The sequence below is a fragment of the Symmachiella dynata genome (genome assembly GCF_007747995.1).
In the GTDB taxonomy this organism is placed as follows: Bacteria; Planctomycetota; Planctomycetia; order Planctomycetales; family Planctomycetaceae; genus Symmachiella; species Symmachiella dynata.
In genome coordinates, this window is sequence record NZ_CP036276.1 from 3,747,299 (window position 1) to 3,772,277 (window position 24,979).

Annotated in this window: 16 protein-coding genes; 2 read left to right on the forward strand and 14 right to left on the reverse strand. The window is 54.5% G+C overall.

Annotated elements, in window-relative coordinates; all coding sequences use genetic code 11:
* Positions 1 to 205: 205 nt before the first annotated feature.
* Both Mal52_RS14370 and Mal52_RS14375 read right to left on the reverse strand, forming a co-directional pair.
* Positions 206 to 6,631 carry an RHS repeat-associated core domain-containing protein gene (locus Mal52_RS14370; protein ID WP_145376891.1) on the reverse strand — a complete coding sequence of 2,142 codons (6,426 nt, stop codon included), beginning with the start codon at positions 6,629 to 6,631 and terminating at the stop codon, positions 206 to 208.
* A 478-nt stretch (positions 6,632 to 7,109) separates the two neighbouring features.
* Positions 7,110 to 9,161, reverse strand: a complete 2,052-nt coding sequence (locus Mal52_RS14375) for a PA14 domain-containing protein (RefSeq protein ID WP_197534918.1) — start codon at positions 9,159 to 9,161, stop codon at positions 7,110 to 7,112.
* Positions 9,162 to 9,935: 774 nt separating this feature from the next.
* Here Mal52_RS14375 and Mal52_RS14380 point away from each other — a divergent pair.
* Together Mal52_RS14380 and Mal52_RS14385 are read left to right on the forward strand one after the other, a co-directional pair.
* Positions 9,936 to 12,266: a secretin N-terminal domain-containing protein gene (locus Mal52_RS14380; RefSeq protein ID WP_145376893.1), complete on the forward strand. Its 2,331-nt coding sequence runs from the start codon at positions 9,936 to 9,938 to the stop codon at positions 12,264 to 12,266.
* 82 nt (positions 12,267 to 12,348) lie between these two features.
* Entirely contained in the window at positions 12,349 to 14,079 is a 1,731-nt protein-coding gene (locus Mal52_RS14385) for a GspE/PulE family protein (RefSeq protein ID WP_145376894.1), read from the forward strand.
* A gap of 139 nt (positions 14,080 to 14,218) precedes the next feature.
* On the opposite strand, the gene Mal52_RS14390 is transcribed toward Mal52_RS14385, so the two are convergent.
* From Mal52_RS14390 to Mal52_RS14445, 12 genes are all read right to left on the reverse strand, one after another.
* Positions 14,219 to 15,160, reverse strand: coding sequence for a tetratricopeptide repeat protein (locus Mal52_RS14390; protein WP_145376895.1), 942 nt, complete (start codon positions 15,158 to 15,160; stop codon positions 14,219 to 14,221).
* Positions 15,161 to 15,343: 183 nt separating this feature from the next.
* Complete coding sequence (locus Mal52_RS14395) at positions 15,344 to 15,889, reverse strand: hypothetical protein (protein ID WP_145376896.1); 546 nt, start codon at positions 15,887 to 15,889, stop codon at positions 15,344 to 15,346.
* On the reverse strand, positions 15,886 to 17,247 hold the full coding sequence (locus tag Mal52_RS14400; RefSeq protein ID WP_145376897.1) for a hypothetical protein: 1,362 nt from the start codon (positions 17,245 to 17,247) through the stop codon (positions 15,886 to 15,888). The genes Mal52_RS14395 and Mal52_RS14400 overlap by 4 nt, the downstream gene beginning before the upstream one ends.
* A 13-nt stretch (positions 17,248 to 17,260) precedes the next feature.
* Positions 17,261 to 17,770: a hypothetical protein gene (locus tag Mal52_RS14405; protein WP_145376898.1), complete on the reverse strand. Its 510-nt coding sequence runs from the start codon at positions 17,768 to 17,770 to the stop codon at positions 17,261 to 17,263.
* Positions 17,771 to 17,781: 11 nt separating this feature from the next.
* Positions 17,782 to 18,708, reverse strand: coding sequence for a hypothetical protein (locus Mal52_RS14410; RefSeq protein WP_145376899.1), 927 nt, complete (start codon positions 18,706 to 18,708; stop codon positions 17,782 to 17,784).
* Between the two features lie 79 nt (positions 18,709 to 18,787).
* Entirely contained in the window at positions 18,788 to 19,396 is a 609-nt protein-coding gene (locus Mal52_RS14415) for a hypothetical protein (RefSeq protein ID WP_145376900.1), read from the reverse strand.
* Entirely contained in the window at positions 19,393 to 19,803 is a 411-nt protein-coding gene (locus Mal52_RS14420; RefSeq protein ID WP_145376901.1) for a type IV pilus modification PilV family protein, read from the reverse strand. Before Mal52_RS14420 ends, Mal52_RS14415 begins: the two co-directional genes overlap by 4 nt.
* Positions 19,751 to 20,299, reverse strand: a complete 549-nt coding sequence (locus tag Mal52_RS14425; protein WP_197534919.1) for a prepilin-type N-terminal cleavage/methylation domain-containing protein — start codon at positions 20,297 to 20,299, stop codon at positions 19,751 to 19,753. The genes Mal52_RS14420 and Mal52_RS14425 overlap by 53 nt, the downstream gene beginning before the upstream one ends.
* A 7-nt stretch (positions 20,300 to 20,306) precedes the next feature.
* Positions 20,307 to 20,807, reverse strand: a complete 501-nt coding sequence (gene gspG, locus Mal52_RS14430) for a type II secretion system major pseudopilin GspG (RefSeq protein ID WP_231962667.1) — start codon at positions 20,805 to 20,807, stop codon at positions 20,307 to 20,309.
* On the reverse strand, positions 20,797 to 22,002 hold the full coding sequence (locus Mal52_RS14435; protein ID WP_145376903.1) for a type II secretion system F family protein: 1,206 nt from the start codon (positions 22,000 to 22,002) through the stop codon (positions 20,797 to 20,799). The genes gspG and Mal52_RS14435 overlap by 11 nt, the downstream gene beginning before the upstream one ends.
* 709 nt (positions 22,003 to 22,711) lie before the next feature.
* The gene (locus Mal52_RS14440) at positions 22,712 to 24,370 is read right to left on the reverse strand and encodes a hypothetical protein (RefSeq protein ID WP_145376904.1); all 1,659 of its coding nucleotides are present in this window, start codon (positions 24,368 to 24,370) and stop codon (positions 22,712 to 22,714) included.
* On the reverse strand, positions 24,360 to 24,974 hold the full coding sequence (locus Mal52_RS14445) for a helix-turn-helix domain-containing protein (protein WP_145376905.1): 615 nt from the start codon (positions 24,972 to 24,974) through the stop codon (positions 24,360 to 24,362). The genes Mal52_RS14440 and Mal52_RS14445 overlap by 11 nt, the downstream gene beginning before the upstream one ends.
* Positions 24,975 to 24,979: the final 5 nt, after the last annotated feature.

Consider the following 24,979-nt stretch of genomic DNA (forward strand, 5'->3'; position numbering starts at 1 on the left):
AACCGCCTGTAGTTCCTCGCCCAGGCTGGATTGACATGTGTCGTAGCCACCTCGAGATACATTAATAGGTGTCGTTTCAGGTCATCGACCACCTACTCTCGCAATCCCTCGGCAGTGTCCAAGTTGATTGTCCAGACGACGAACTGCTACCTCAAACACAAGTTGACGCCAACGTGTATTGTAGATGCATTTCAGGCACTTTCGCTTATTTGCAATCACCGCATTTTTCCATTTTAAAATTGCATTCTCGGAAACTGGGATCGTATTCCTTTTCGGACCCTTGAAATGTAAAGTTAACTTCGCCGTGGAGACCATAGGGGCCATGAATGATATACTTTCCTGTACCTGCTACGCGGTGTAAAGTATACGGTTGAAACCCTTGCACGCGAATCCTGCCACAACCACCAACTTTTATGTCAGTTGACGTGCTAATGGTAATCGCCGCACTTTTTGAAAAAGTCCGTCCCGTTTTTGCTTTGACAACGCCACCCAACCACGTCGTGGTGCCAGCTTTACCGCTTGTCGTCAATCCGGTCGAAGAATCAATTCCTTGCTTGTAGCTAAATGCCACTACCAATGTGGCGGGCTCTTTGTTGCCGCAATTGTCCAGTTGCTCGTCGTAAATAAGCTCCCATTCTTCCTTTTGCCAATACGACATCTTCCCCCTCGTCCTCGTTCTCGAAAGGGATTCCCAAAACGGTGGCATAGGCCCAATATACTCCTTGTTCTTGAATATCAACACTTCCTTTCCTTCAGGAAGCTTCATGCACCTCTCTTCCCTAAGGCCTAGGGGGTCCTGCGAGGAAAGCGGTGCGGACGAAACATATTCGTATTGGTCAAAACTATCATTTACGTAGCCCAATGGGTCGCGTGTTATAAAAACTCCAACCTGAGGGTGGTAATACCTGTTGCGATAGTAGTAGAGTCCAGTTTCGCGATCAAAAAGTCGCCCTGTATAGGCAGTGGAGTTGGCTACGTCGGATGTGTTATCCGCATCGGCGGAAAAATCAGGGTCCAGTACTGCGATTTCTCCATATGGAGTATAGTGGTAACGCTCCAGAACGGTTCCAGCATTATCGGTTATGGCAGTGACATTAGCATTGGCATCTTGCATGTAGTAATGCCTTTCCGATGTACCATCCGTGTTGCTGTCGTAGTCACGCAGTAGCAACGAGTCAATATAATATGGATGCCACACATATGTCTCTAGCGGGTCTTCATCCTCCGTTCCACTGGTCTCCTTGCGGACTTCAAGTACGCGCCAAAACTCGTCATAATAGTAGTGAAGTGTATAGTCAAGTGCTCCGCCGGAGTACACATGCTTGAGGATACGCTTCCCGCCTGCATCGTATTCATATTCAGCGACCGTATTTGCACCGCTGCTGAGTTTTACCAAGCGATTCCATGCATCGTACGTAGCAGTGTATGTTGTGGTCAATGCCGTGGGGCTTGGAATCGATTCCATGTTGCCGCTTGCATCGTAGGCAGGCGTGGCCCAACTTGGCCCGACCGTTTCGGTGACATTCGTGATTTCATTAGCCGCATTAACGGTACGGCTCTGGCTCAGATTGGTTGTGGAATTTGATACTTCAGTGAAGTTTGACCAGTTCCCTGAACGCTGGAGGACCCAATCCCGTTCCTTGGTGGGCGTGCCAGCAATACTGCCGCCAGAAAGCGTGCCTTCCTTGAATGCCTTCACACGATCTAACCCGTCGTGCGCATAAGTTTGATCTTGATCATCGGTGGCATAAATAGCACTATCGATGTCCCGATATGTCCGGCTACTGGAGTAATCATATCCATAATGAAAGCGGTCAACATCTGCTGTACTGTTGTATCCTTCCCAATAGTGATCCTTCACACGACCGAAGCGATCCATTCCCTCGTAGGTACCACTTGTGCCCTGGGAATAGTCGAGCTTGACATCGATAACAGGGTAGTCTACGACCGAAAGGTGTTCCGTCGCACTAAGACTGTACTGCGCTAACACCGTACCCGAAGAATTCGCTTCGCGGAGATTGTATATTCGCGACAGCCTGTTCGAAGGGTAATCGGCGTTTGCGGTATCGTAATCGAAAAAGATGGCAGTACCCGCGGGGTACGTCACGCTTTCTTTTCGGTGCTGCCTACTGTAGGATGTTCCATCAGTGGTGGAATCATAGTCATACTGCACCTTTGGTGTGGCAGGCGTACTGACAGCACCTTCATGCGACTGATGGATGTCTGTAAGCTGCCTCAGATCGTTATATGACAACTGCACTTCATTGCGGACTGTTCCAGTTGCATCCGAGTTGGCATAGCTGGTGAGTGTTTCCAGTTGGCCCAGGTCGCCGTAAGCTCTCTTTATTGCACGCACATGGCCATCAGTACTGCCACCAAGGGTGGTGACCTTCGACAATTCGAGCTGGCGCTTGTTTGTGTAAGTGAATTGGATGACCGTCTCGCGCTGGTCAGTTCGCTGGCTTAGGCTACCGTCTGTGTTGTATGACATTTTGACTTGATCTGTCCCTGATGACGTGGTGTCGGATGACTCAGGGAATATTATTGATGTCCGCCAGGCAGAATTTACAGGGTCCTCGTACAGCATCGTCGTGACTTGATTGTCGGAAAGATTGCCATCAGCATTGGCATCCATTGCCACGACGGACTGCAGTTGGCCTATTCCGTTGTACACAGATTTATTCACTCGGTCTTTAGACTTGTCCGAGCTGTCTCCGGTACCAGATTCAGTGCCAGAGTCAAAGTCAACATAATTATGAATGACATAGGTCTCGCGACCCAGGTCATCGTAAATTGTCTTCACTTTACTGCCGGACGGTTGTGTAATTGTTTCGCTGCGTCCTGTGTCGCTATTGTACTCAATTAGTGTGACACGTTTTAGCTCATCAGACGCTGTTGGCGAGCTAGGCGACAGAGTCGGGACTGCTGAATATTTCCATGTGCCTGCACCAGTCGTGGTGTCACCGGAGCCATAGTCTGCAACTGCTTTGAGCTGGCCGGCACTGTTGTACCAGCTATAAATACTTTGGCGGACATAATCATCATTGTTTGTTAAATCAATACCACGACTTGCTGATGCCGCGTCATCGTGATTATCTCCAAATGAATGTGCTTCCGTGGTACCTGCCGGGCCGAAAACTGTGTGATTGAGTACCAGCACCCCGTCGTCACCACCCGACATTGAAGAGAGGGCCGGATGCGGTGAAGGCAGCCTGTACTGAAATGCACCACTTACGTATTTGGTGGTTGCCAGCGATAGCACCGTTCGAGTTTGGTAGGAGCGCCCAGCACCATCGTACGCGGTTTCAAGTCCGGCACCGTGATCTCGGGCGGCAGCAACTTCGCGGTTATTACGATCGTAAAACATATTCTCGGCCAGATTGTTGCCGCCGGTGCCTGTTGCTGCAGAGATGTCATAGGTCTGCGTCTGGTATATTCGCCCTAAATCGTCATAAGAGTAGCCCTCTCTGGTTCGTCGGTTAGTGGCACTTGATGAAGCGTAGTCTGTATATCCATCGCCCGCGAGAACCGTGCCCCATGTCGGAGCGGCGTCATACGAAGAAACGCAGACAGCTTGCCCCTTCCAGTTCACGTCCTCAACAACATACGGACCATAAAGAGTTTCCGTGGAACCATTCATGTAAAACGGCTCGCCACCTCGGCGGTGGCCACGGTATGTCACCTTGCGATTCACGCCGGTGTAATCGTTCGCTCCTGTACCATGAAACTGCTTGACCTTGGTGACATAGCCATCACCAACACCTCCGTCGTCATATTCAACTTGCGCAATAATGCGGAGTGTTGGATATGTATTATATGCATCAGTCATGCTGTGATTATTTGCAGCCGAGTCACCGCTGACACCTTGCCTGACCTCGACCACTCGTCCGTGCACATCATACACGTTCTGTGTAATTTGCTCCTTCCGATCAGTTGCCGAAGAGCCACTGACAACACGGACCAAATACTCAGGGCGCCCAGTTGCATCATAATTACTGATCTCACGATAGTAGTTGGCACTAAGGGTTCCATTACCACTGGAAGGGATGTCATGATAGCGATCCACATACCGGAGGCGACCATTGTCATCATCATAGGTATTCCTGGTCCAGCGAACGTAATCACTTTGCGATGGTTCGACTGAAAATCCGGTTGGTGCGCCACTTGTTGCAGTCGAGATACTTGCGTATCCCGCCTTCACAGAAATCGATTGCTCGACCTGTCCGCCTTTGTTGAATTGCGTGATCAAAATTGGCATGAGCGTTTCGTTGCCCCCGCTATCCCATTGACGAAATCTGATCGTGCGGTCGTCTTCGTAGACGGTAAAATGCTCCGCTCCATTACGATCAATGGTTTGCGTCATCCGTCCTTGGTCATCGTAGTATGTTTTTTCAACCAACCCGAGAGCTGTGGGTAAACCCGAATCGCGAGATGGCTTATTCGTATCGGCACCACCCACCGCCCAGGCACTCCAGTTGTCGCCAGAACCGGAAGTTACATCCAAACCTGGACTAGCGGGATCTACGTCCGATATTTCATAGGCCATATCGCCTGTGATCGGATTGTAGCTGTAGTAGCTGATATAGCCTTCTCCGTCTTTCGCCCAACGAAGCTTGCCAAGGCTGCCATAATACTCGACCAGCGTGGTTGCCACGCCAGATCCATTTTGGCCGGAAGAAATAACCGGGAGCGTGGTCGTTTTGGTCTTCACCTCGCGGTCGTCGCCGTCCCAAAATGTGTAACTGTAGCTCGTCTTCTTGCCGCTGGTGCGAGTTGTTGTTTTGACTGGGTAGTCATAAGTGGCAACCAGCAGTGTGTTATTGTCATAGTCGTCGCCGCTGGAGTCGCCATCACCGTCGCCATAGTCCCAGGCAGCAACATAATACTCGGTACCTGCCCTCCCCTTCTTGACTTTGTGGTCGGTCCGCATTCCGTCGGAGCTATAATCATACACGTTGATCAAGCCGCCCGACGCATTCAACGTGTTGGTGTCGTTCGTCCAACTAGCCCCTTCGCTGTCGTATGGATCGAGAAAAGAGCGAAAATGCGCAGCGGTCGTCACGGCATGTGCGCTGGGCATCCGCTCTTCCCCTAAACGAGCTGACTTTCCAGTTGTCGCCATCTTAAACGATTCACACCAATACGATGGGCTGCCGACGGGATCCTCAACAAATGCCTTGCGCAACAGCCTTCCAGTATCACTTAGCCCATAAACCGTACGGTACCTTGCGGTACCATTGGAATCTTCAGTGTCCTCCACAACAATCCGGACCACCTCGTTCTGATCTAAAGTCACTCCTTGATCCAGATCCAAATAAAAATAACTCCTCTTTATGCCACCATCAGAACTGCCACAGGATGTACAGCCGCCACCGATTGTTTCGCTTTTGACCATGTCGGCTTCGGTGGCCTCTGAACCACCATAGGTCGTATTCAAATTCTCACCACTTGGTGAAAAAGGCGTCACTATATTAGCAGTGGAGGTATTCGATGTGTAATACTCAAAGCTTCGACTTGAAAGCCCTGATATAACGGGAGTCCCATACGCATCTGCCTTTGTAAGGATATCGTCGGGTGACGAAATCCCCGCATCACTAGTAATAACCCGATTGATCGCATCATCTTCAAACACTGCCTTAAGCTTACTTCCGGAAGTGTATCGATATTGCGTGTAGCGCACGACCGAAAGCGATGTTGTATCAGTTGTTGCCCGGCGCGACACCTTGACTTGAACCAAGTCACCACTTGAGCCAATGTCACTAGAGGGATTTGTTACATCGTCATAATAGGTATACTCGACCTGCTCAAGCACATTACTGTCTACATCCTTCACTTCAATTTTGGCAATTGATGTCCCACTGTACGTAAACACAATGTTATAATCCTGGCCCTCGGCTGTCGTGACCTGCGTCAGACTGCCGGAGCCATCATAAGCATATAGTGCCCCGATCTTATCTTGCGAACTCCACTGCAGGCTAGATTGCTCTTTTATTTTGCCGCGAGCCGCCGTTGCCGTTATTGTAAAATCATTGAACACATACTTCAGGTTTGCCTTTTTATCAGTGAGGATAAATTCATCCTCCGTCGAATCGTGGGTAAGCCGGAGGTCACTTGTCTCCGAAGCCGAGTAAATCGGTGGGCTGCCACTCGCCGTAAAGGTCCTCTTCGAGCTAACATTAACCAAAAGAGAGACATCAGAGCCTTCCATTACAAGATAGGAATCCGCATCGCTGCTAAGCCACAAATTCCCGTAGGTGGAGCCACCGGTCCACCTACTGCTGTACGACCGACCAGTCATCCAATCGAAACCTGGACCGGGGATCAACAGATCGGTGGCGCGCTCTAACACTGCCCCATAGCGCAAATCCACGGGCTCGCATGTCGTCGCTCGCGGTTGGCCCGGGCAATCTTCGTACTCTTTTTTCCCGCAACATTTCTCTTTGCAACTGGGAGTACAATCATCATCCTGATCCCCTCCCCCAGGAGTGGAAGTGCCAAATAGTGGTTGCAGCGGCCCGGCGACAACCAACAGCAAAACTGCCGTCGATACAGACAAGGGCAACCAACGAACACGCCGGTTTTCAACACCCCCCCAGGAACTGGATATAACTTCTTGCTTCACGAGTCGCATGAAAACCTCGCATATGTTTAAAAGGAGCCCAACTGCATGTATCACAACAAAGTAGTTAAATCCGTCGATGCACAAGCACGCTTTGACATCACACCTCGGCTAAATACGATTGAAGACAAGCTGCCCTGTCAAACATTCTCACATATCGACAATTTCCTTGATGCCAACGTGCGTCGTTTTCGAGTACGCTTTGAGAATCGCAATTGCCCGAAATTGCGGCGGTGCGAAACCCCGCGGGCTTTGAGGGTGTAAACAGGGCTGGATGAAATTCGTGGACAGCCTCAACGAGAGTGCCGCGAGTTCCAACAGCACGCTCGCCTAATAGGTCATGCGCATGGGAAGTATACTCTGCTCGATAGAGCCAATATCTCAAGGGACGCTTTCAACAGGGCAAAGAATCTCCAAAACGAGTCCGGCTAACCCCAAGACCCCAAAATTAAATAAGGTTTTGAGACTCCCTGCAGAAAGCCAAACGTACCTACTCTTCTACAACATTGGCATCAATCTTCAAATTGTATCGATCGACCGCGGCGGAATCGCCGACTGCGGCAGCGCGGTCACGCCGACGTACCAGTGCGTCGACGTAGGCTTTTCTTGCAACCCCGGAACGAGCGACTATAGCGGCGGCGTGATCTGCCTCAAATTTGTCGATGCTCGCTTTCCAGTCGGCGATGTCGGCTGCTCGTCCTACAGGGGCCAAACTCGCGGCTTCATCGAGCAATGCACGGGCCTTGTCAAACTTTCGCGTAGCGGAGAGCCGCGCTGCGATTTGCTTCATAACCTTCAACTTTAAGTCGGGGTCCTGGGCTGCCAGCATCGCCGTGTCCAACATGTAGCGTGCGTCCATCGGCCTAGTCTTAATGGTGGCGTAGGGATTGCGTGATCCCAGGCGAATCTCTTGTGCATGCGCGCGGGCAATTAACCAATTCACGCGCTTGTCACCGGTCAGCGACTCTTCAGCCAACCTAGTGTCAAGCAATTCGGTCCATTCCTCCAGCTTATCGCGGCCCAAATAACTATAACCGAGCACATACGCCACTGGCAGACTGCAACTTCCGTCGGGCAGCTCCAAAAACTCGTCCCGTAAACGATCCGCGTGCGCGGGCAGCTCCTGCGTCACGGCGACAGCCATGAAGTGATAGGCCTCCCGATTTTCTAAGTCGATTCCGGGCAGCCACGTCTCGTGCGGCATCCGACATTCACAATTCGCGTTGCGGATGGCCCATTGACCGAAAACATCCAAGGCCAACTCGGTCGCACCGATTCGGAAATCGCGATAGAGATCGACTGCCCCTCCAGCACCCAGCGGATCAAGCAGCGCGGGACGCGTCAGCAACATCTCCAAGAACTGCTTACGCTCATCCGACGCCATGCCCTGCGACGAGTCTTTCGCATTACTCATCCGTGGATGCAACATAACCGGCTTACCATCCGGTACCAGCGTGTCAAGAAACTGCGTTGACATCTGTTTTTTCCAAGCGGCCCAAAGATTGACCTCCTCCTGCTCTGAGGCACCACTATTGACGATTACCTTGCCGGATGTCCAAGCGAAGTCGATGGCGTCGTCGATTTTGGCGACAGTGATTGGCAGGCCGCTTTCCGTCCAAGTGTAGGTGGCCCGCAATCCGTTATCATCGCTGCCGGGAAGCTTTAACTGTTCATTCGGCACGATTTTCTTACTGATGCCGGGGCCTTCCCAGGAAAATGTGGCATGCAAGGCATGCAGGGGCAATCGCGGTGAAACGACCGCCATGTTAACCTGAATGGGAACGATTTGCCCAGCCGTCAGTTGCACCGGCTGCGATTCCGAACTCCAGTTCTCCGGTGTGGCGGAGATGATTTGTTGCCCATTGAGCGACACGTTCATGGTCTGCTCAACACTGTAGTTGCCATAGGTAGCATTGACGTTGATAGGGCTAATCGAGAAGGTGTATTGCCCCGTCTGCGGTGCGGTCAACCGCCCTTCCCATTGGACCGTGAAACTGCTCCGACACACCTTTGGATCGGCCGCCGTGAACAATGCAAAGAAATGGAGATCTTCGTCCCTGACCGTCGAGACGTCGCCTCCGGCATTGACCCAACTCCGAGCGTCCTGGGAGTAGATTTCATAAGGCACCCCAATCCACTCCATGACGATCACTTTCGACCGCAATTCTTCGTAAGGTCTCCCGTTCCAATTATCCTGTCGAGCGGCAAGCACGGTACGCACCGCTGCCCTCTGTTTCTGGTCAAGCTTGTGCCACCCCGCACGGAAAAGCTTCAAAATAACAGGGAATTCAGTGGTCGCCGCCTGCTCCAGGTCTATTTCCAAAAACAGCGAAGCCGCATGTTTCATCACGGCATTGCTGTCGAAATTCCCCGCAGGCCGTTTGTCCTGTTCGTCAAAAACCTTGTCCACTTCATTCGCGAAATCCGCAGCCGGCAACTGCTGCCAATTGGCGGGTAAATCCTGAGCCGAGGCATTGCCGGCTATAATTGAAAACATCGCAAACAGGGCCAGGAGCGTGAAGCAGCAGCGAATCGGTTTCATCGATAGTTCCTCCCGTAAGAGCCAAACGTACGAACCTCTATACAAAGAACCGGCGGTTGCGCGCAGCGTCCACGCAGACCGGCGCATGGTGAGCATGCGATAGGAAACAACAAGCAAGCAATCAGAGTTGGCTCGGGGGCGTCTTATCGAGCAAGCCAACCACGACAGGCAGCCCTGTTTAGTACGGAGACATGGGTAACAGCAGAATCTTTCAATCGTTGGAAACGTAGCGAGATGTATGAAACGGTTGTAGAGAACGGCAATCAACAAACGTTCAAGTGTTGGCCACGAAGAAATGCAGAGGCCCGCAATTGAGCGATACGACTCAGCATACAAACTCAACTCATGACGTCAAGAAAATTCTGAAGGTTTTGAGAATCTTTTTTAAATCGGGATTTCTTCCCAGTGCGTGAAGCTTTGGTCATTGGCAACGTCATGATTAATTTCCAAAACGAATTCACACATGCAACTATTAATTCAAGCAAACCGTAACAAGCGAAACTACATCGACAACACGGACAGATAAGTTTTCGTTCAACGATATGGACGCACCTGTCCTCTCGTTCAGTCACAGTCATATACGACTGCATTGATCTTGACGATTTCGAAATACCGAGTTACCGTTCCGCCGCTACCTTTCTCTCACTACCTTATCTCAAAAAACTCAAGCTGGCTCTGCTGCAATCGTGGGCAACTAGTGTCTAGTATATTATTGAAACTGGACGCGTTGATCACGCCCTGTAAGGAGCCGAGCTTCGGGAAAGCGCTCGCCACATGTTCCATTTTCTCTCGCGGCATCTTCCCAGAATCTTGCGGTGGCGCCGCGCATTGGCTGCCTTCACGCTCATCGCCTGCAGCTGCCCCGCCGTCTTAATGGCTCAACAACCTGCAGCCGGGCCTGCGAATCAACCCACCGGTCAAGTCAGGACCGTCGAATTGACTTTGCCGCCGGTGACAGAGCTGAAACTGCTCATCGACTATGTGAGTGAGGAGTTAGGAATCCAATTCTTGTATGAGGATGAAGTCGCCCAAGAGAAGATCTCGGTTAGAGCACCCCAGGAGATCCCGGTCGATACGCTGCTGGATATCCTGCGCAGCGCTTTGAAGATGAAGGGGTTTGCACTCGTCGACGCGGACGTCAAAGGCTGGATGAAGGTCGTGAAGGCGGATGATTTGCCACGAATCGCCATGCCCCGCCAGGACCGCCCAATCCAAGACTTCCGCGGCACTGAAGCGGTTACGCAAACCTTCCTGCTCTCGCACATGTCGCCCGACAAACTGAGTGGAATCATCAAACCCTTTCTGTCCAAGCAGGGGGCCAACGACATTACACTCCCCGACCAAAACTTATTAATCGTGACCGACTACGCCGACAATCTGCGACGGATCGCCAAACTGATTGAGACAATCGACCAAGCGGGACCGGCTCGCGAAATTCAATTCTACACAGCGCGGCACATCGCCGCCGGCGATTTGGTCAAACAATTGACCGCGACGCTCGCAGCCCGTGCCGCGACCGGGCAAGTGGGCCTTCGGCCGGTAACAATATCACAGGATGAGCGGACCAACCAATTGATGATCGTCGGGACCAAGGCGCAAATCGCGGAGGTGGATCGATTGGTCAAGGCCTTCGACGTCTCGCTAGAACAGCGAACCGAGATTTATTCGTTCCAGTACATCGACGCCATGCGGATCGATCGGTTGGTCAAGGATATTCTCGATCCGCTCACCGCCAAACGGCTCTATAGATCGGCGATCGACCGAGACGATAACCTGTTGATTGCGACCGGTACCGAAGCGGTTCACAAACGGATCATTTGGCTCCGTGAACAGATGGACGTGGCGACCAAACGTCCCAGTAGCGGCATGAAGATTTACCGTCTCAAATACGCCAACGCGCAGGATGTGCTCAATACGCTGCGGTCAGTTCCGTCTGCGAACGTAGGAGGCGAGACTTTTGGGCCACGCCGTGGTGTTTCTGCCTTGGGACGCGGCGGTGTCAACTTGTCTCGAAATCTCGGCGGGAACGACTCGCCTATCGAATTTGTCCCTGGTCCCAATACACCAGATCAGCCGGGTGAACCGTCACCAGTGCCGCCTGCCGTGCGCGACGAACCTCGGGACGAACGTCCTCAAGACGAAATCCCCGGAATTGCCCCTCCCGCAGGATCAGTACTACCAGGTAATGCCAATGTCACCGTGGATGAGAATACCAACTCGCTGATTGTCTTTGCTGATCGGACGGTGCAGGAGATGTATGCCGAATTGATCAAGGCACTCGATCGGCGGCGGTTGCAAGTGATGATCGAGGCCAAAGTGGTCATCATTGATACCAGCGATAACTTCTCGCTGGGAGTTGAAGTGTCGGGGTTTAGCTCAAACGGCCTGCGGAGGATGTTTGAATTTACTTCCTACGGGCTGAGTAACGTGAATCCAGCCACCGGAGCGCTCTCGCTAATCCCCGGTACCGGTTTCAACTGGACGCTCGTCGATCCGTCTGTTGCCGACGCGGTGATCCGAGCACTCACAACACATCGCCGGGCACAGGTCATGTCGGCTCCCCGGATATTAGTCAACGACAATGCTGTGGGGACTTTGGCCAGTGTCACAGAGGTTCCCTTTTCTAGTATCAATGCCTCGAATACCGTGGCGACGACCAGCTTTGCTGGGTTCGCTGAAGCGGGGACGACCATTGACGTCAAACCCCGCATCACCGATGAAGACCATTTGCAGTTGGAGTTCAATGTTGCCCTGAACAGTTTTACTCAAACCGGGACGGATGGTGTGCCACCCCGGCAGACAGACCAGTTGAAGAGTGAAGTCATGATCCCCGACGGATATACGATCATCGCCGGCGGGTTGACACGACGCAACATGTCGCAGGGCCACGACGGTGTTCCCTTCTTGGAGAACATTCCCATCCTGCGGGAACTGACCAGTAGTTATGCTGAAGCGCAGAGCCAAACGACCTTATTCATTTTCTTGCGACCGGTGATTCTTCGCGACGACAAATTCCGCGATCTGAAGTATTTGTCCGATCTCGATCTTACCGAGGCATTGGAGCCGGGAAACTATCCCGTAGCCGCGCCCTTGTTGATAAAATAGCCCTGCCGCCACGCGATGTCGCCAGCACCCCATCGTCGGATTGCGGAGCGTGTCGGAATGCTGAACTGGGAGCGGAATCGAAATGGCGCTCGGCGAATTACCAAATCAAGAGTCGCAACTCGGGTCACTCACTCAGCGGTGGCTGGATGCGGTGACCGCCGTCGCAGGAGAACACGACACTCCCCTTCCCACGTCGGCACCTGAGCCGGGCGAATCGGCCACTGCCTGGGCGCGGCGAATCGAATTGCCGGATGTGATTGTGGCGGCTGCAGCCGCTCGTATCCTGGATGCTCCCTATGTGGAGTCATTGGTTGAATACCGACCGTCAGCGGAGTTCGTGGGGCAATTCCCGATTGGCTTCGCCCGCCAGCACGCCGTGTTGGCCTTCATCGAGGGAGAGAATATTACCCTCGCATTGCCCGGTCCCCAAGCCTGGGCGGTTTTGGACCGTGTGGCCCGCATCCTCAAGACCTATCCCACACCTTTTTTTGCACCGCGCGAACAGATCCTCCGCTCCATCAACACTGCCTATGAACGGCAAAGTTCCCAACCGGACAATGTGCTGGACGCGCTCTCGCTCGACGACGCGAAGGCGAAACTTCAGGCGATGGAACAGCGGGACGACTTGTTGGCGACTGCTGGACAGGCGCCTGTGGTGGAATTGGTCAACCTGATTTTGCTCGATGCGGTCAAAGGGGGCGCCAGCGATGTGCATTTCCAACCGTACCGCGAGAAACTGATCGTCCGCTATCGAATCGATGGTGTGCTTTTTGACGCACACGAACTTCCCAAACAAATTCAGGAAGAAGCACTGAGCCGCGTCAAAGTCATGGGCAAAATGAACATCGCCGAAAAACGTTTGCCGCAGGACGGACGGGCCACCGTAGCAGTCGGAGACCGCATGATCGATCTGCGGATCGCTTCACTTCCTGGTAGCGACGGCGAGCGGGTGGTGCTACGACTGTTGGATAAAAGTTCGCAGATCTTCTCGTTGGCCAAGCTGGGCATGAGCGTCGACAATCAGGAACAGTTCCGCAAATTGATCAGCATGGAGCATGGGCTGATTCTGCTCACTGGACCGACTGGCAGCGGCAAGACGACAACGCTATATGCGGGACTCCAGGAAATCAATACCAGTGACCGCAACGTGGTCACACTGGAAGACCCGATCGAATATGACATCGATGGCATTAGTCAAACGCAGATCAATACCAAGAAAGGACTGACCTTTGCCAGCGGGTTGCGAAACGTGTTGCGGCAAGATCCCGACATCATCATGGTGGGGGAAATCCGCGACCAGGAAACGGCCGTGATGGCAATTCAGTCGGCACTCACCGGCCACTTGGTGTTTTCGACGCTGCATACTAATGACGCAGCCAGCGCGGTTACACGATTGTTGGATCTGGGGATTGAACCGTATCTCGTGAGCAGTTCCCTGCTTGCTGTATTGGCGCAGCGGCTGGTTCGCAAAGTCTGTTCAGCGTGCGGCACCCCCCAGTCGTTGACCGGCGAAGAGTGCGAGCAATTGGGCATTGATCCTAACGACGCAAACGGGACCACTTACCAAGCGGGCAAAGGGTGCAACGCCTGTCGGCAGACCGGCTATCGCGGACGGATCGCTATCTCGGAGTTGTTGGTCATCGACGGAGCGCTCCGCAAACGGATTCAAGCACGGGCGGGAGCCAGTGAGATTCGCGAGACGGCCCAACAGTCCGGCCTGCGGCTGCTACGTGAGGACGGAGTTGAGAAGATTCGTATCGGCACAACGACCCCCGAGGAAGTCAATCGGGTGACCGTCCGTTCGCAGACCTAATGTGCGGTCTCTGCCTCCCAATGCCCCTGCGGTTGATGTCGATGACATCTACGCAGAATCGTCGTGCTGGCCCAATAGATCCCATGGACTAGGCGTCTGTGATTTTGCCCACGGCTTAATCGAGACTCACGCATCCGTGCTACGACTCTTCATCAGTCGGCGGAAGCAGCGGAGGCTGAAAGAGAGGCTCAGCTTGTTCAGGGTCGGGAAGTACGACTGTTCCGGTTTCTTGTGGCTGGTCCACACTAGAAGGCGAGTCGGGCTCAGGCAACGGATCAGGCACAGGCGGGATACGCAGCACACCGGGCGGCGATGACTTGTCTTTGTCCAGCGGTTCGGGAGCGGGAGGAACCAGAGGACGTTCCTGGGAGGAATCGCCGCCATTCCAGTCGACCGAACCGTTCTCGTCAGAGATCGATTCGTAGTCGACCAGGCAATGGGGATTGAGCTCGATTTGCCGAGTGGCCCACGTGATCCAACCCGGTCGCGTGTCGTATAACAGCGTGTCTTGCAAGAGCGGCCGCACCATGTCGACCGTTTCTCCGTTGCGCACGCGGGCACGAGCCAAGTTGCCGATGACGTAAGGGTTTTGGGGATCTAATTGATACGCCATCTCATAATACATCAAGGCTTGATCGAGGTTCTTCGCGCTCTCGTACACCATGCCCAAGTTATACAGTGGTTCCAGTTTATCCGGCATCAGCTTGGCCGCGTATTGGTACTCCCAAGCTGCCAAATAGAGTTTCCGTTGCCAATAATAGAGCATCCCCAAAGTGTTGTGTGCGGGACCATAGGTGATATCGGCAACCAAAGCTGCCTGCAGATGCTCTTCGGCCTTGGCTAAGTCGGAATGATGAGGTTTCCCATCCAAATACCGTTGAATGATTTTGAGCGCCTTTTCGTGTTGCTTGATTGCCGTTTCAGTGTCATGCCCGGGGGCAGCGGAAATTGTCTCATAGGTGGCCTCCTCATCGCTCTCCAGCAGTGCACATCCCACCAGCGCGAACCAACAGACAGTCACGATCGTGCACCGCAGCAATCGCGACAAGTCGGCGGCAAGTGGACGTGGCGAGCAATTCACGCGGAAGACCTCGGTGAGCACAGACACAATGAGTAACGGTATAAGGCGGCCATGCAGCGGTTCCTAGAAGGAGGCTGCAACAATCGCCGGGCTAGCATTATTTTGGAGTGTGAAATCAAGATGTGTGGGTGACGCCGATAAATCAGGCGGAACGCACCGCACAAATTCAATGTGGCTATGTCACTAGGGAGAGGCGGGGAGTTTAGGCTCGTAGATGTAAGTGGTCAATGCCAGTTGGACATTCCACATCTCAATTTTCTTTTCCAACTCTTCCTCACCAGGCGGTATCCGCACGGCAATCGAACTCGCGTGCAGTCCTGCATCCAGGCGGTGGATTGCCAACGCGAACTCGATCAATTGACGAAGTGTGACTTGCCGCAATTCCACATCGGTGACCTGTTCCAGATACGGTGAATCATTTATGCGACGCGGTGCGTGGGGAGCGATCTCCACGATGCTTTCTGTTTTGAGACCAATTTCCGTGGCTGCCATCTCACAAAGGTGATTGAACGATGCGCTCGTGCGGACGTCCTCCTCCACAACGACCGGGGCAGTCCGCAAGCCTTTGATCTGTGCGGCGAGCATTGCGCAATCCTCCAACTGTGCCTCGGCCGCGTCCGCATCCGCGATTGCAGTCGCACAAGTCCAGGCCATCCAGAGGTCTCCCAGCGCCACCGTAGCGAATAGCGTGATGACCAGTGTGGGACGTTGGAACCAGGGACGGGTCATGATGGACCTCCTGTCTCGGAATTCACCGGTGCTGGGAGACGCCCCGAAATCCGAAACTCAATCTCGCGTTTGTCCTGCTGATGCGTGGTCGGCTGTGGTACATCCAGTCCTTGTTCGCGCAAGGCGGCTGCAATCCGCTCAGCATCGCTGTGAACTCGGACGTGCCCGACCAAGTGGAGTCGGTCTTGTTCTATTCGTGTCTCCAAGATCTGCAGCCGCATATCCTTCGGTAACGACTTGAGCACGCGCAACAGAATATCTGCCGATTCCACCTTTCGGGGCAGGTCGGTCCCCGTGCCTCGCAAACCCTTCAGCCGCGTCAATTCGCTCTGCAAATGCGCATGAACCCCAACCGGCACCTTGCGGTTGGGAAAGACGCGATGGAACAGATCCATCTGTGCGTCCCCGGCTGCCGTCCGGCGATGATCATGCTGACCGGCCTGCCACCACAGCGCAACGCCCACAGCAACAAACATCACCAGCGCGGCAGTTAATAGCGCTGTCAAATAGCCCCGCAAAGCACGGTATCGGTCGCCAACCCCCAGCGTGTCGCGCCGCAGATTGAGCGGTGGTGTCCGTTTACCCCGCAGGATTTCAGCGGCCTCGCGATAGGCGGCGGCCCGATAATCGGTCGCGTCGGAAATCAGCTCGACTTGGAGGCAGTCGCCGCTTGCCGCGCTCAGTTCGGAAGATTCCTCCTCGGTAAAACCTTGGGCGTGAATCGTCAATGTTTCCTCTTCAGCCATCAGCCGGGCGATCACCGCTCGTGACACACAACGCGAATCGGCCGGCAGGCACTGCCAATCGACGGGTCGGCCTCGGTCGAGTAGCCAAAACTCAACGGTCTCCTCGTGTTGCCACAACAGCGCATAACGCTCCAGTAAGCCAACCGTTTGACGCAGATGTTGCTGAAGTGCCAAGCGAGCCAGTGGCACGATCGCGTCGACGAGTACGCCCCGTGACTCCAGTTGGCCAATCAAGGGTGACCACGGAGCGGTTTCAGCCGCCACCATGAAGGCGGTCGCTCCAGACACTTCAAAATCCAGTGCCACGTCTTCAGCGGCCCACGGCGCATACGGCTCGAATAGATAGGCCATCGCTTGACGTTTTTTTGCATGGCGGGAGGTCGGCAACGGAACGGTGGCTGCTACGCACCAAGCCGAGCCCAGCGCCAACAGCACCGGCTCACTTTGATAGCCGAGACCGACGAGCGCCTCATGCACCGGTTCGGTCAATTCGGCAGTCTGTGCAGGGTCCAGCGGTCGCGGATCGGTTTCCTCGATCGCGCGCGCGGAGACTCGCGCCACGCGCCAGTGCGAATCATCGCAAAGCACCACCCATTGTCGATCACCGGCCATTGGATTCACTTCTTTAAAATTCCACCTTGATTTCTTGTGAGTGCTCTCCGCGGCGAACGTGGATCGATCCCTTCTCGATTTTGATAACCTCCACATCCGCATCCGGATCGCCCGCGTTACCCAACATTTCGCCCACCTTGCGGAAGACCTCATTTCCGCTACTCAGCCGGATGAGGGCCATGGACTTGGATGCGGTGCGCGCGTTGATCATCGTTGCCCGCAATTGCGATCGGATGGGCGGCGGTTTGGGTTTGGGAGGAGGTGCTTTCTTGGGGGGTGGGGGAGGATCGTAGAGTGGTCGCCGCAAGGGACGGTCCCAAACGGCGGCAAAGTCGCTTTTAGTGAGAGCGACCGCTTGCTCGGTTTGTGGCGGGGCGATTGTCGTGGCAACTATTTTGCCCCTCGGCGGCGCAGAATGTGCCCCCGGCGGTGGCGACCAACCCCAGGCCAGTATGGCGGCCGTCGCCAACAGCAATAGCAGCGTGGCCATCACGCAAATTTGTTTCCGGTGTCGCAACGTCATCAAGAGCTTCCTTACCACGTAAACTGCAAAGTCTCGGCACCGCTGCCGTCTCCCGGCCGATCGACGATCAAAGTGTTCCAAGTGCGTTGGTGGCTGCGGCAGGTGATCCAGGCAGCGTGGCATTTGGATTCGTCGATAATCAATCGCCGTAATGCCGAGCGATCCTTGTTGTTGATTGTCATCCGCGACGTGAGCGCACTCAAACCCGTTTGTCCCGGCTCGGCCCGGAGGGCCAGTAATTGACCAACGGCCTCTTGACTGACAGTCGATGTACAAACTGTACGAACCGTAGTGGCGTCCGCCCGACGGATATTCAATTTGCCGCTGCCCCAACAGGTCATCCGCCGGGTCGCTTTGCGGATGGACTGCGGGATGCGGCCGGGTTCCGTCACACCCACCGGTTCAAAGATCTGTCCCCAACTCCCCAGAGGGCTCATCTCGCGACTCAGCAATTTTGCGTTCGGCAAACGCACGTTGGTCATCACAACACCGCTTCCCGCACCACCGGCAAGGAGACCCACCACCCGCCGGACTTCCTCCGGCGAGCGACGATAGATCATATTGAGATTTGCCTTCGCGTCCTCATCTGAGATGTAGAATTCAAATTGCAGCCCCCCCAGTTCGACTGTGCCGGAAAGCGTCGCTGGTAAGGGCCAAGTCAATTCCTCCGGTTTCACGGTGGCGGCTTGCGTTTCCAGTAACTCCTCCGCACGATCCAAGAACATCTGTTGGCAACTGATCGTCCCCCACCGCCGCTGCAAGCGTTCCTGCTCCTCCGCAGCATGCTGTGCCAATCGCAGGCTGCGCCGTGCCAAGCCCGCCAGTGAAATCCCCGCCATCGCGATCAACACCAGCACCATCACCAGCACAAACCCCGACCGTCGCCGTGGGCGACGTGTAAAGGACCGCATCAAATGTGGGGAGAATTGGTTTCGCATGTTTGTTTGCGCACGCGCGAAGGAGTGGACCGTTTTTTGATTGATGATGAGGCTGATGGGTTAAGACACAGGACGCGAATTATCGCAAATAGAATGTTTTCTGAAGGAGCGGAGTGGCGTCACCGTTGCAAACCAGGAATGCCGTCACACGATTAGGCAGCGGACCATTTTCGACACCGTTCTGAAGGTCTGCTGCATAATCCGGATCGAACGAACGCATTTCGTCGGCAGGGAGCAGGACCAAGCGGCCCACATTGATACCCACGACTTCGGTCGCGCGGTTGTCGAGATTCAACGAGTCACCGTGGATTTCATGGCGAAGCAACAATGGCGGGTGCTCCGTCGTCACGGCCACATATTGGATCGTCGTGGCGCGATGCAATGGCCGACCATCGCTAAAATCGCGCCCAGCATAACCAGTCAGTTCGAACCCGCCTGGAATCGGTTTAATGGTGCGGGAGTTTTTTAGGTCCCACTCCAATTGGTCGATCAATCGTGTATGCCACGGCTCAGACGTCACGTCCGCCAGTAATACCTTACGTCCGTGGGTCATCGACTTCAGGACACCCAACATGGCCACCGTCAGCAGCGTAGCCAGTACGATCGCGGCCAACATCTCCACCATCGTCACGCCGGTGTGCCGGCTGAATGGTCTGACGATCGGTCTTTTCGAGTAATTTCTGATCATTGTTGTGTGCCCCGCCGAGGCTGAGGCGTGAGGAATTCGACCGAAGCCAGCACCGTACTCCCCTTCGATCGCGGTGCCGCTTGCACCTCAAGCCGCGCCACTTGCAGACCATATGGCGTTTCCGCAGTCGTTTCTCCGCGCATGATCCGCCACGTGAATTGACCATCTGTAGATTCCCCCCATTTGCCGAGTCCCGGAACGCGGCGTGCCGACATCCAGGCAGCCATCTGTTGATCGGCGAACTCAATCGCCCGCAGCCGCTGCTTGGCAGCGCGGACTTGGCCCGCATGGGCGCGGTAGCTCATCAGGATTGTCACCAACAGCGTGGAAAGCAGGGCAATTCCTGCAACCACCTCAATCAGCGTCAACCCCCGCCGCGCGGAGTGCTTGGAAAATCCGTTCCACATCCTGCTGTTCCTCCATTTGTGTGACTTGCCCCGTCAGGCCCGCAAACATCAGCCACGTCACCTCTCCTCCGGTCGACGTCAATTCGATGGCAAACGTTTCACTGCTCCCTTGGCGTGAATAATCGACCGTGATTCGCCCGCCGTTGGTCTCCCGCATTGCCGTGAGCACGCGACTGATCTGTACCGTGCGGCCTAATTCCACACTCCGCGACATCCGCTCATCTCTGCCGGACAGTCGTTCGATGAGGCCGGTCTCCAGATCCAATCGCAGTGTTGCCGGTTCGGCACGTCGCGCGGCTTGAGTACGCAAGGAGATGTCGAGTGCGGAAATCCGTTCGACTTCCGCCTGCAGTCGTGCTCGATTCGTCACGCCTCCCAGTCTTGTCATCGCCAAGCTTGCCAATAAGCCGATCACCACGATCACCACCAGCAGTTCCACCAACGTGAAACCCCAAGATGTGGGCCGACCGGATTTGCGGGGATGTTGTCGAACCATCCTTGATTTATATGCCATTGTCTTCATCGAGTTGGTTGCTGGAAATGTCAGCATCACCGCCGCTCCCTCCCTCACGGTGATCGGCGCCGTAGCAGATTATGTCAAACGGCCCATTTTGACCCGGAGAGTGATACTCAAAATCGTGCCCCCAAGGGTCTCTGGGGAGTTTATTCAGCAAGCCGTCGGGAAAAGGAGTCGATGGTTCGACCAACACTTGCAGGCCTTCTTCGTTCGTGGGGTAGCGGCCGACCTCCGTATAAAATGTGTCGAGTGCGGTGGAGATTTTCGAGATTTCCAGGCGGGCCACGTTTCGTTTGCTGCGGATCATGTAACTCCGCACGCTGATCGTCGTCACGCCCGCCAAGAGGCCGATAATTACGATCACCACCATCAACTCGACCAACGTAAACCCTTGTCGTGATCGCCGAGTGAAACGAATAGGGCAATGATCTATTCTCTGCTGATCGTGAATTCGGCCGTGCGTTTTTGTCATTGCGCTAGAGTACATTGCCCGCCTCCAATATGGGTAGGATTGTTGCAAATAGGATGAAGCCCACAAAAATTGCCAAACAAACAATCAAAATCGGTTCGAGTGCTGCCGACAATCGCGCTGTGGCGCTGGCGACTTGCCGTTCATAACCGCTGGCCAAACGGTCCAACATCTCTTCCAACTGGCCGGTCTGTTGTCCCACCACAAAAATCTGCACCACCATAGGTGGAAATGCACCGGTAGCTTGCAGGGCTTCTCCAATATCCCGCCCCGATTGCACGCTCGCCCGCATCGTATCCAATGCGTCGCGTAACAGCACGTTTCCAGTGACACGCCCGGCGATTTCCACTGCGTCGACAAACACAATACCGTTGCGCATCAGCGTCGATATCACGATCGCCGCCCGCGCAATCTCTTGCTTGCGAGCCAACGGGCCAAGAATCGGTAATGCAAACAACGCGCGATGCCACAACCTTTTGCCGGGTGCCGTGCGGAGAAGAGCCACAACGACCATCGCCACAACTCCCAATGCGATCACGATCCACCAACCGTGGCTTATCGCCGTTTCGCTCATCCATTTGAGAACTCGTGTCGGCCAGGGGAGCGGACGGCCCGACTCGACGAGGTTTTCGAGCAGCATCGGCAAGACAACGGTCATCAGAAAGATCGACACGCCGATCGCTAGTGAGATCACAATTGCCGGGTACATCAGCGCCGTGGTGATGCGATCTTTGAACAGCAAATAGCGCTCGCGGAAATCCGCCAAACGGTCCAATACGGTATCGAGCGTGCCGGCGTTTTCGCCGACTCGGACCATCTGCACCGTCAACTCGTCGTAGACGCCCGGTTCTTCCGCCATCGCATCGGACAGACTGTTGCCGCTGGCCACGCGTTCGCGGAGGGACAACAACGATGAGTGAAAGCGACCCTTGTACTGGGCGCACAGTGTGTCCAGTGCATCGACCAAGCCAATCCCCGTGGCGAGGAGCGTCGCCAAATCGCGGACGGCCAAGCTCACCTGCGCCGCATGCCGACCAGGTCGATCCCGCATTCGATAGCGCCGCTTTGCGACCTCAACTTGCGGAACAACCGCCTCAACCAATAATCCCTGTGCCCGTAACTGATCGCGCGCTTCGCGCGGAGAGTCTGCGACGATCGTTCCTTGAACATTTGAGGCGGATGAATTCATCGCCTGATAGACAAACACACCCACGGGAGCGCTTCCCTGTTTGGTGAAGGAAGTGATTTCGACGGAATCATGGGCAGATTATAACGTGGAGGTCGTAAAATTGAATAGAGCATTTTAGAGATCTGCGCGGCCTGGACTGCTGTGGGATCGATGCCAAGCGTCGCAGGTTGCTTGAATTTTTAACTCTGCCACGCTTGTTCGGCAATTGGTGTGCTGCGCATTCATTATAGCGCCAGTGGCATGAAAAACGTCCTGTCGAGAGTTTCAGTGACAAAAACCAGTCAGCGAATGAAGTTGAACTTCCCGCCGCGCCAGCAAACTTAATGTTCACTGTCCATATCGCCGCGCCCCCAACGCGACGTGCGCAGCTCGAGGAGACCGCCAACGAGACGCGCAGAACCGAGGCGGAAAGTGGAAATTCACGTTACCCATGGACCAATCTTGGGGTTGGGTTCAAAAAACGTGAATCCCAATCGGGTGGTTCGCTCAACTATGGGGAGTAGTCAATCCCACGTGGTGCTGTTTAGCGAGCAGAAGGCGGCAACAGCCGTCACCAGTTCGTCGGCTATCCAGGTTAGACATTCCCACTCATTCGGTCGGAAGGGGAATTCTTTCAGCGCGGACTGCCGCGCGTTCACATTCCAGGGGGAAAGAACGTGGTCAGCCCGACGATCCCAGCGATTACTAAATGATCATTCCGCATACTGAATCTGACATCCACTTTGCGGCTGGCTTACCAGTACCGCTCCTCCCAACGGTCCCACTCATCATCTTCATGATCGCGATCCTGCTCGTCGTAATAATCGTGGATCTGCTTCATCTCTTCCGGCATGGTGGCGATGTCTTCGGCGGTCATCGGCTCATAATCCCAAGCGTACACATGCTTGCTAAGGTCGTCGTATTCCCGTGAATAATGCAGCACCCAAGCAGCCAGCGCCAGCGAGTCCGCGCGATCGGGACTGCGACCAAGGAGTTGACGGATTGATTTTTCGGTCGAACTGCCAGCGTGGCGATGCTGTTTGGGCGGGAGTGCCAACCGCCCTTCACTGTCGTGCCTGAGCGGCAGAATGTTCAGTTCGGCACGCAGTTCTTGAGCGTCCGGGGGAAGTGCAAAGATCCCCTCTTCGCGGTCGGCGTCAAACAACTCCGACAATTTTCCATACATTTCCGCCCGCCGATTGAGGAACGCCTTCTTCTCCTTCGCACCTTCACTAAAATTGACGGACGATACATAGACCCCCTGTTCTCGAATCCGGTCGGTGATTTGTTGACCGCCACCGCCCGCGTCAAAGAGCACGCGGCTGGCCGCCAAGTTGTGCTTGTGCATCAGGTGTTGCGTCATTCCAGCAACTTCCATGCTGTTCCTCATATCGCGGACGATCTGCTCGATAATGCCAAATCGATCGATGATCGTCCAGCAGGTCTTATCACGTCCCCCCCAGGCCACGTCCACGCCCATTGCTTCCGCCTGGCGATCGCGCTGTTGCAAGTCCAGCCATCGCGTCCGGTCCATGGCGATATCCAATACAGTTGCCGGGTATAAGAATTGATACCCCCCTTCATAAAACTTCCCATCGAGGCGGGTGGTGCGTTTTACTTCATCCCACATCGCTTTTCGCCGAAGATATTCGGCATAGGTCAACAGTCCCGGAATATAGACCGGGGGTTTGGCCGTCAATCCGAGCTTTTTCATCGCCAGCCCCATTTTGACATTGGGGACATCACGACCGTCGATGTGAATTACACGCCGCATCAGTACCTCTTTGTCGGCCGGATCGACCAGATCCCCCTGTTTGCAGCCGTGGTAAAAGAAGTTGTCGGTGCTGAGCGGATTGCCGATCACCAACATCCTCTGCGCCCAGGACTGGGCTGCGTCGTAGAATTCATCCTGGATACCGGATGTCTCATCAAATATAGCCAGGACCCTGGGCTTGTCCGAAGGCAAATGGTGTCCTTGAAAACTCTCCACGGTATGCGTCACGTGTGCCAACATAAAACTTTGGTGGTCCGGGCGTTGACCGGGACCTTCGGGAAGTTTGAGGATTTCTAGATCCTTGATTTCTAACGGCAGTTTGCGCGCAGAGGTGGCGATTAGGTGTTTGATGTCTTTCCAGAGGATGTTACGCAGCTGCCGCTCGCTGGAAGAGGTGAAGATCACCCGCGCCGGGGTGCGGCTGCAAAAGAACCAAATCGCTGTGATTGCTGCGATACGAGACTTTCCGGTCTTGTTGGCGGCGTGCACGAACGTCTCTCCGTTGTCAACGACCGAACGTAGGACGTCCTCCTGCTTGTCGTAGAGCCTCATCTCTGGCCAGCAGAGTGCGATGAACTGCATCGGATCAGTCGCTAATTCGGCAATTCTACGTTCGTCGTCAGGGTTTTTAGCAATCATTGTCATGTTCCTTTGTTTCTGGGGGAGGATTGGTTTCTGACTTTTCCTGGATTTGACTCAATTGTTGTTCGAGGAATTCAGCGTCGATCACCGTGGGACCCACGGGGGTTTCTTCAGCGAGTTTGAATAGTTTTTGTAGAACGTGGACGTCATAGGCCTCGTCACCATCAGGACTGGTGGGTGCGATTCGCGTCGGTGCATCCAAGCCGAGTAAGCTGCGGCGGCTGGAAATCGTCCGCTGTACCAATTCCAGAAACCGGGGATCGCCGTGCTGTTGCCGAGACGATTTCTCAGCCTTTTTGTCGGATCCAGTTTGGGTGACGCGTGTGGTTTCCAACGACAGCTGCGATCGTCTCCAGCCGTCCCAGGCCTCCCGCTCTAGCAACTGCAGCTTGTGCAATTCCTGCCCCACGGCCTCTTCGAAGTCGCGAATCCCCGATTCCTTCCAATCCTGTCGAATCGCTTTGAGATCGTTGGAGACGGTCGCTTGAGAGACTGCGAGTTGTCTGGCGATCGCAGCCTGGGTGCTGCCTTGCAGATACATCTCCGCCACCTCCTGGCGGCGGTGCTGTATTTGCATCTCTTCCTGCGGTGTGCGGCCCATATTGA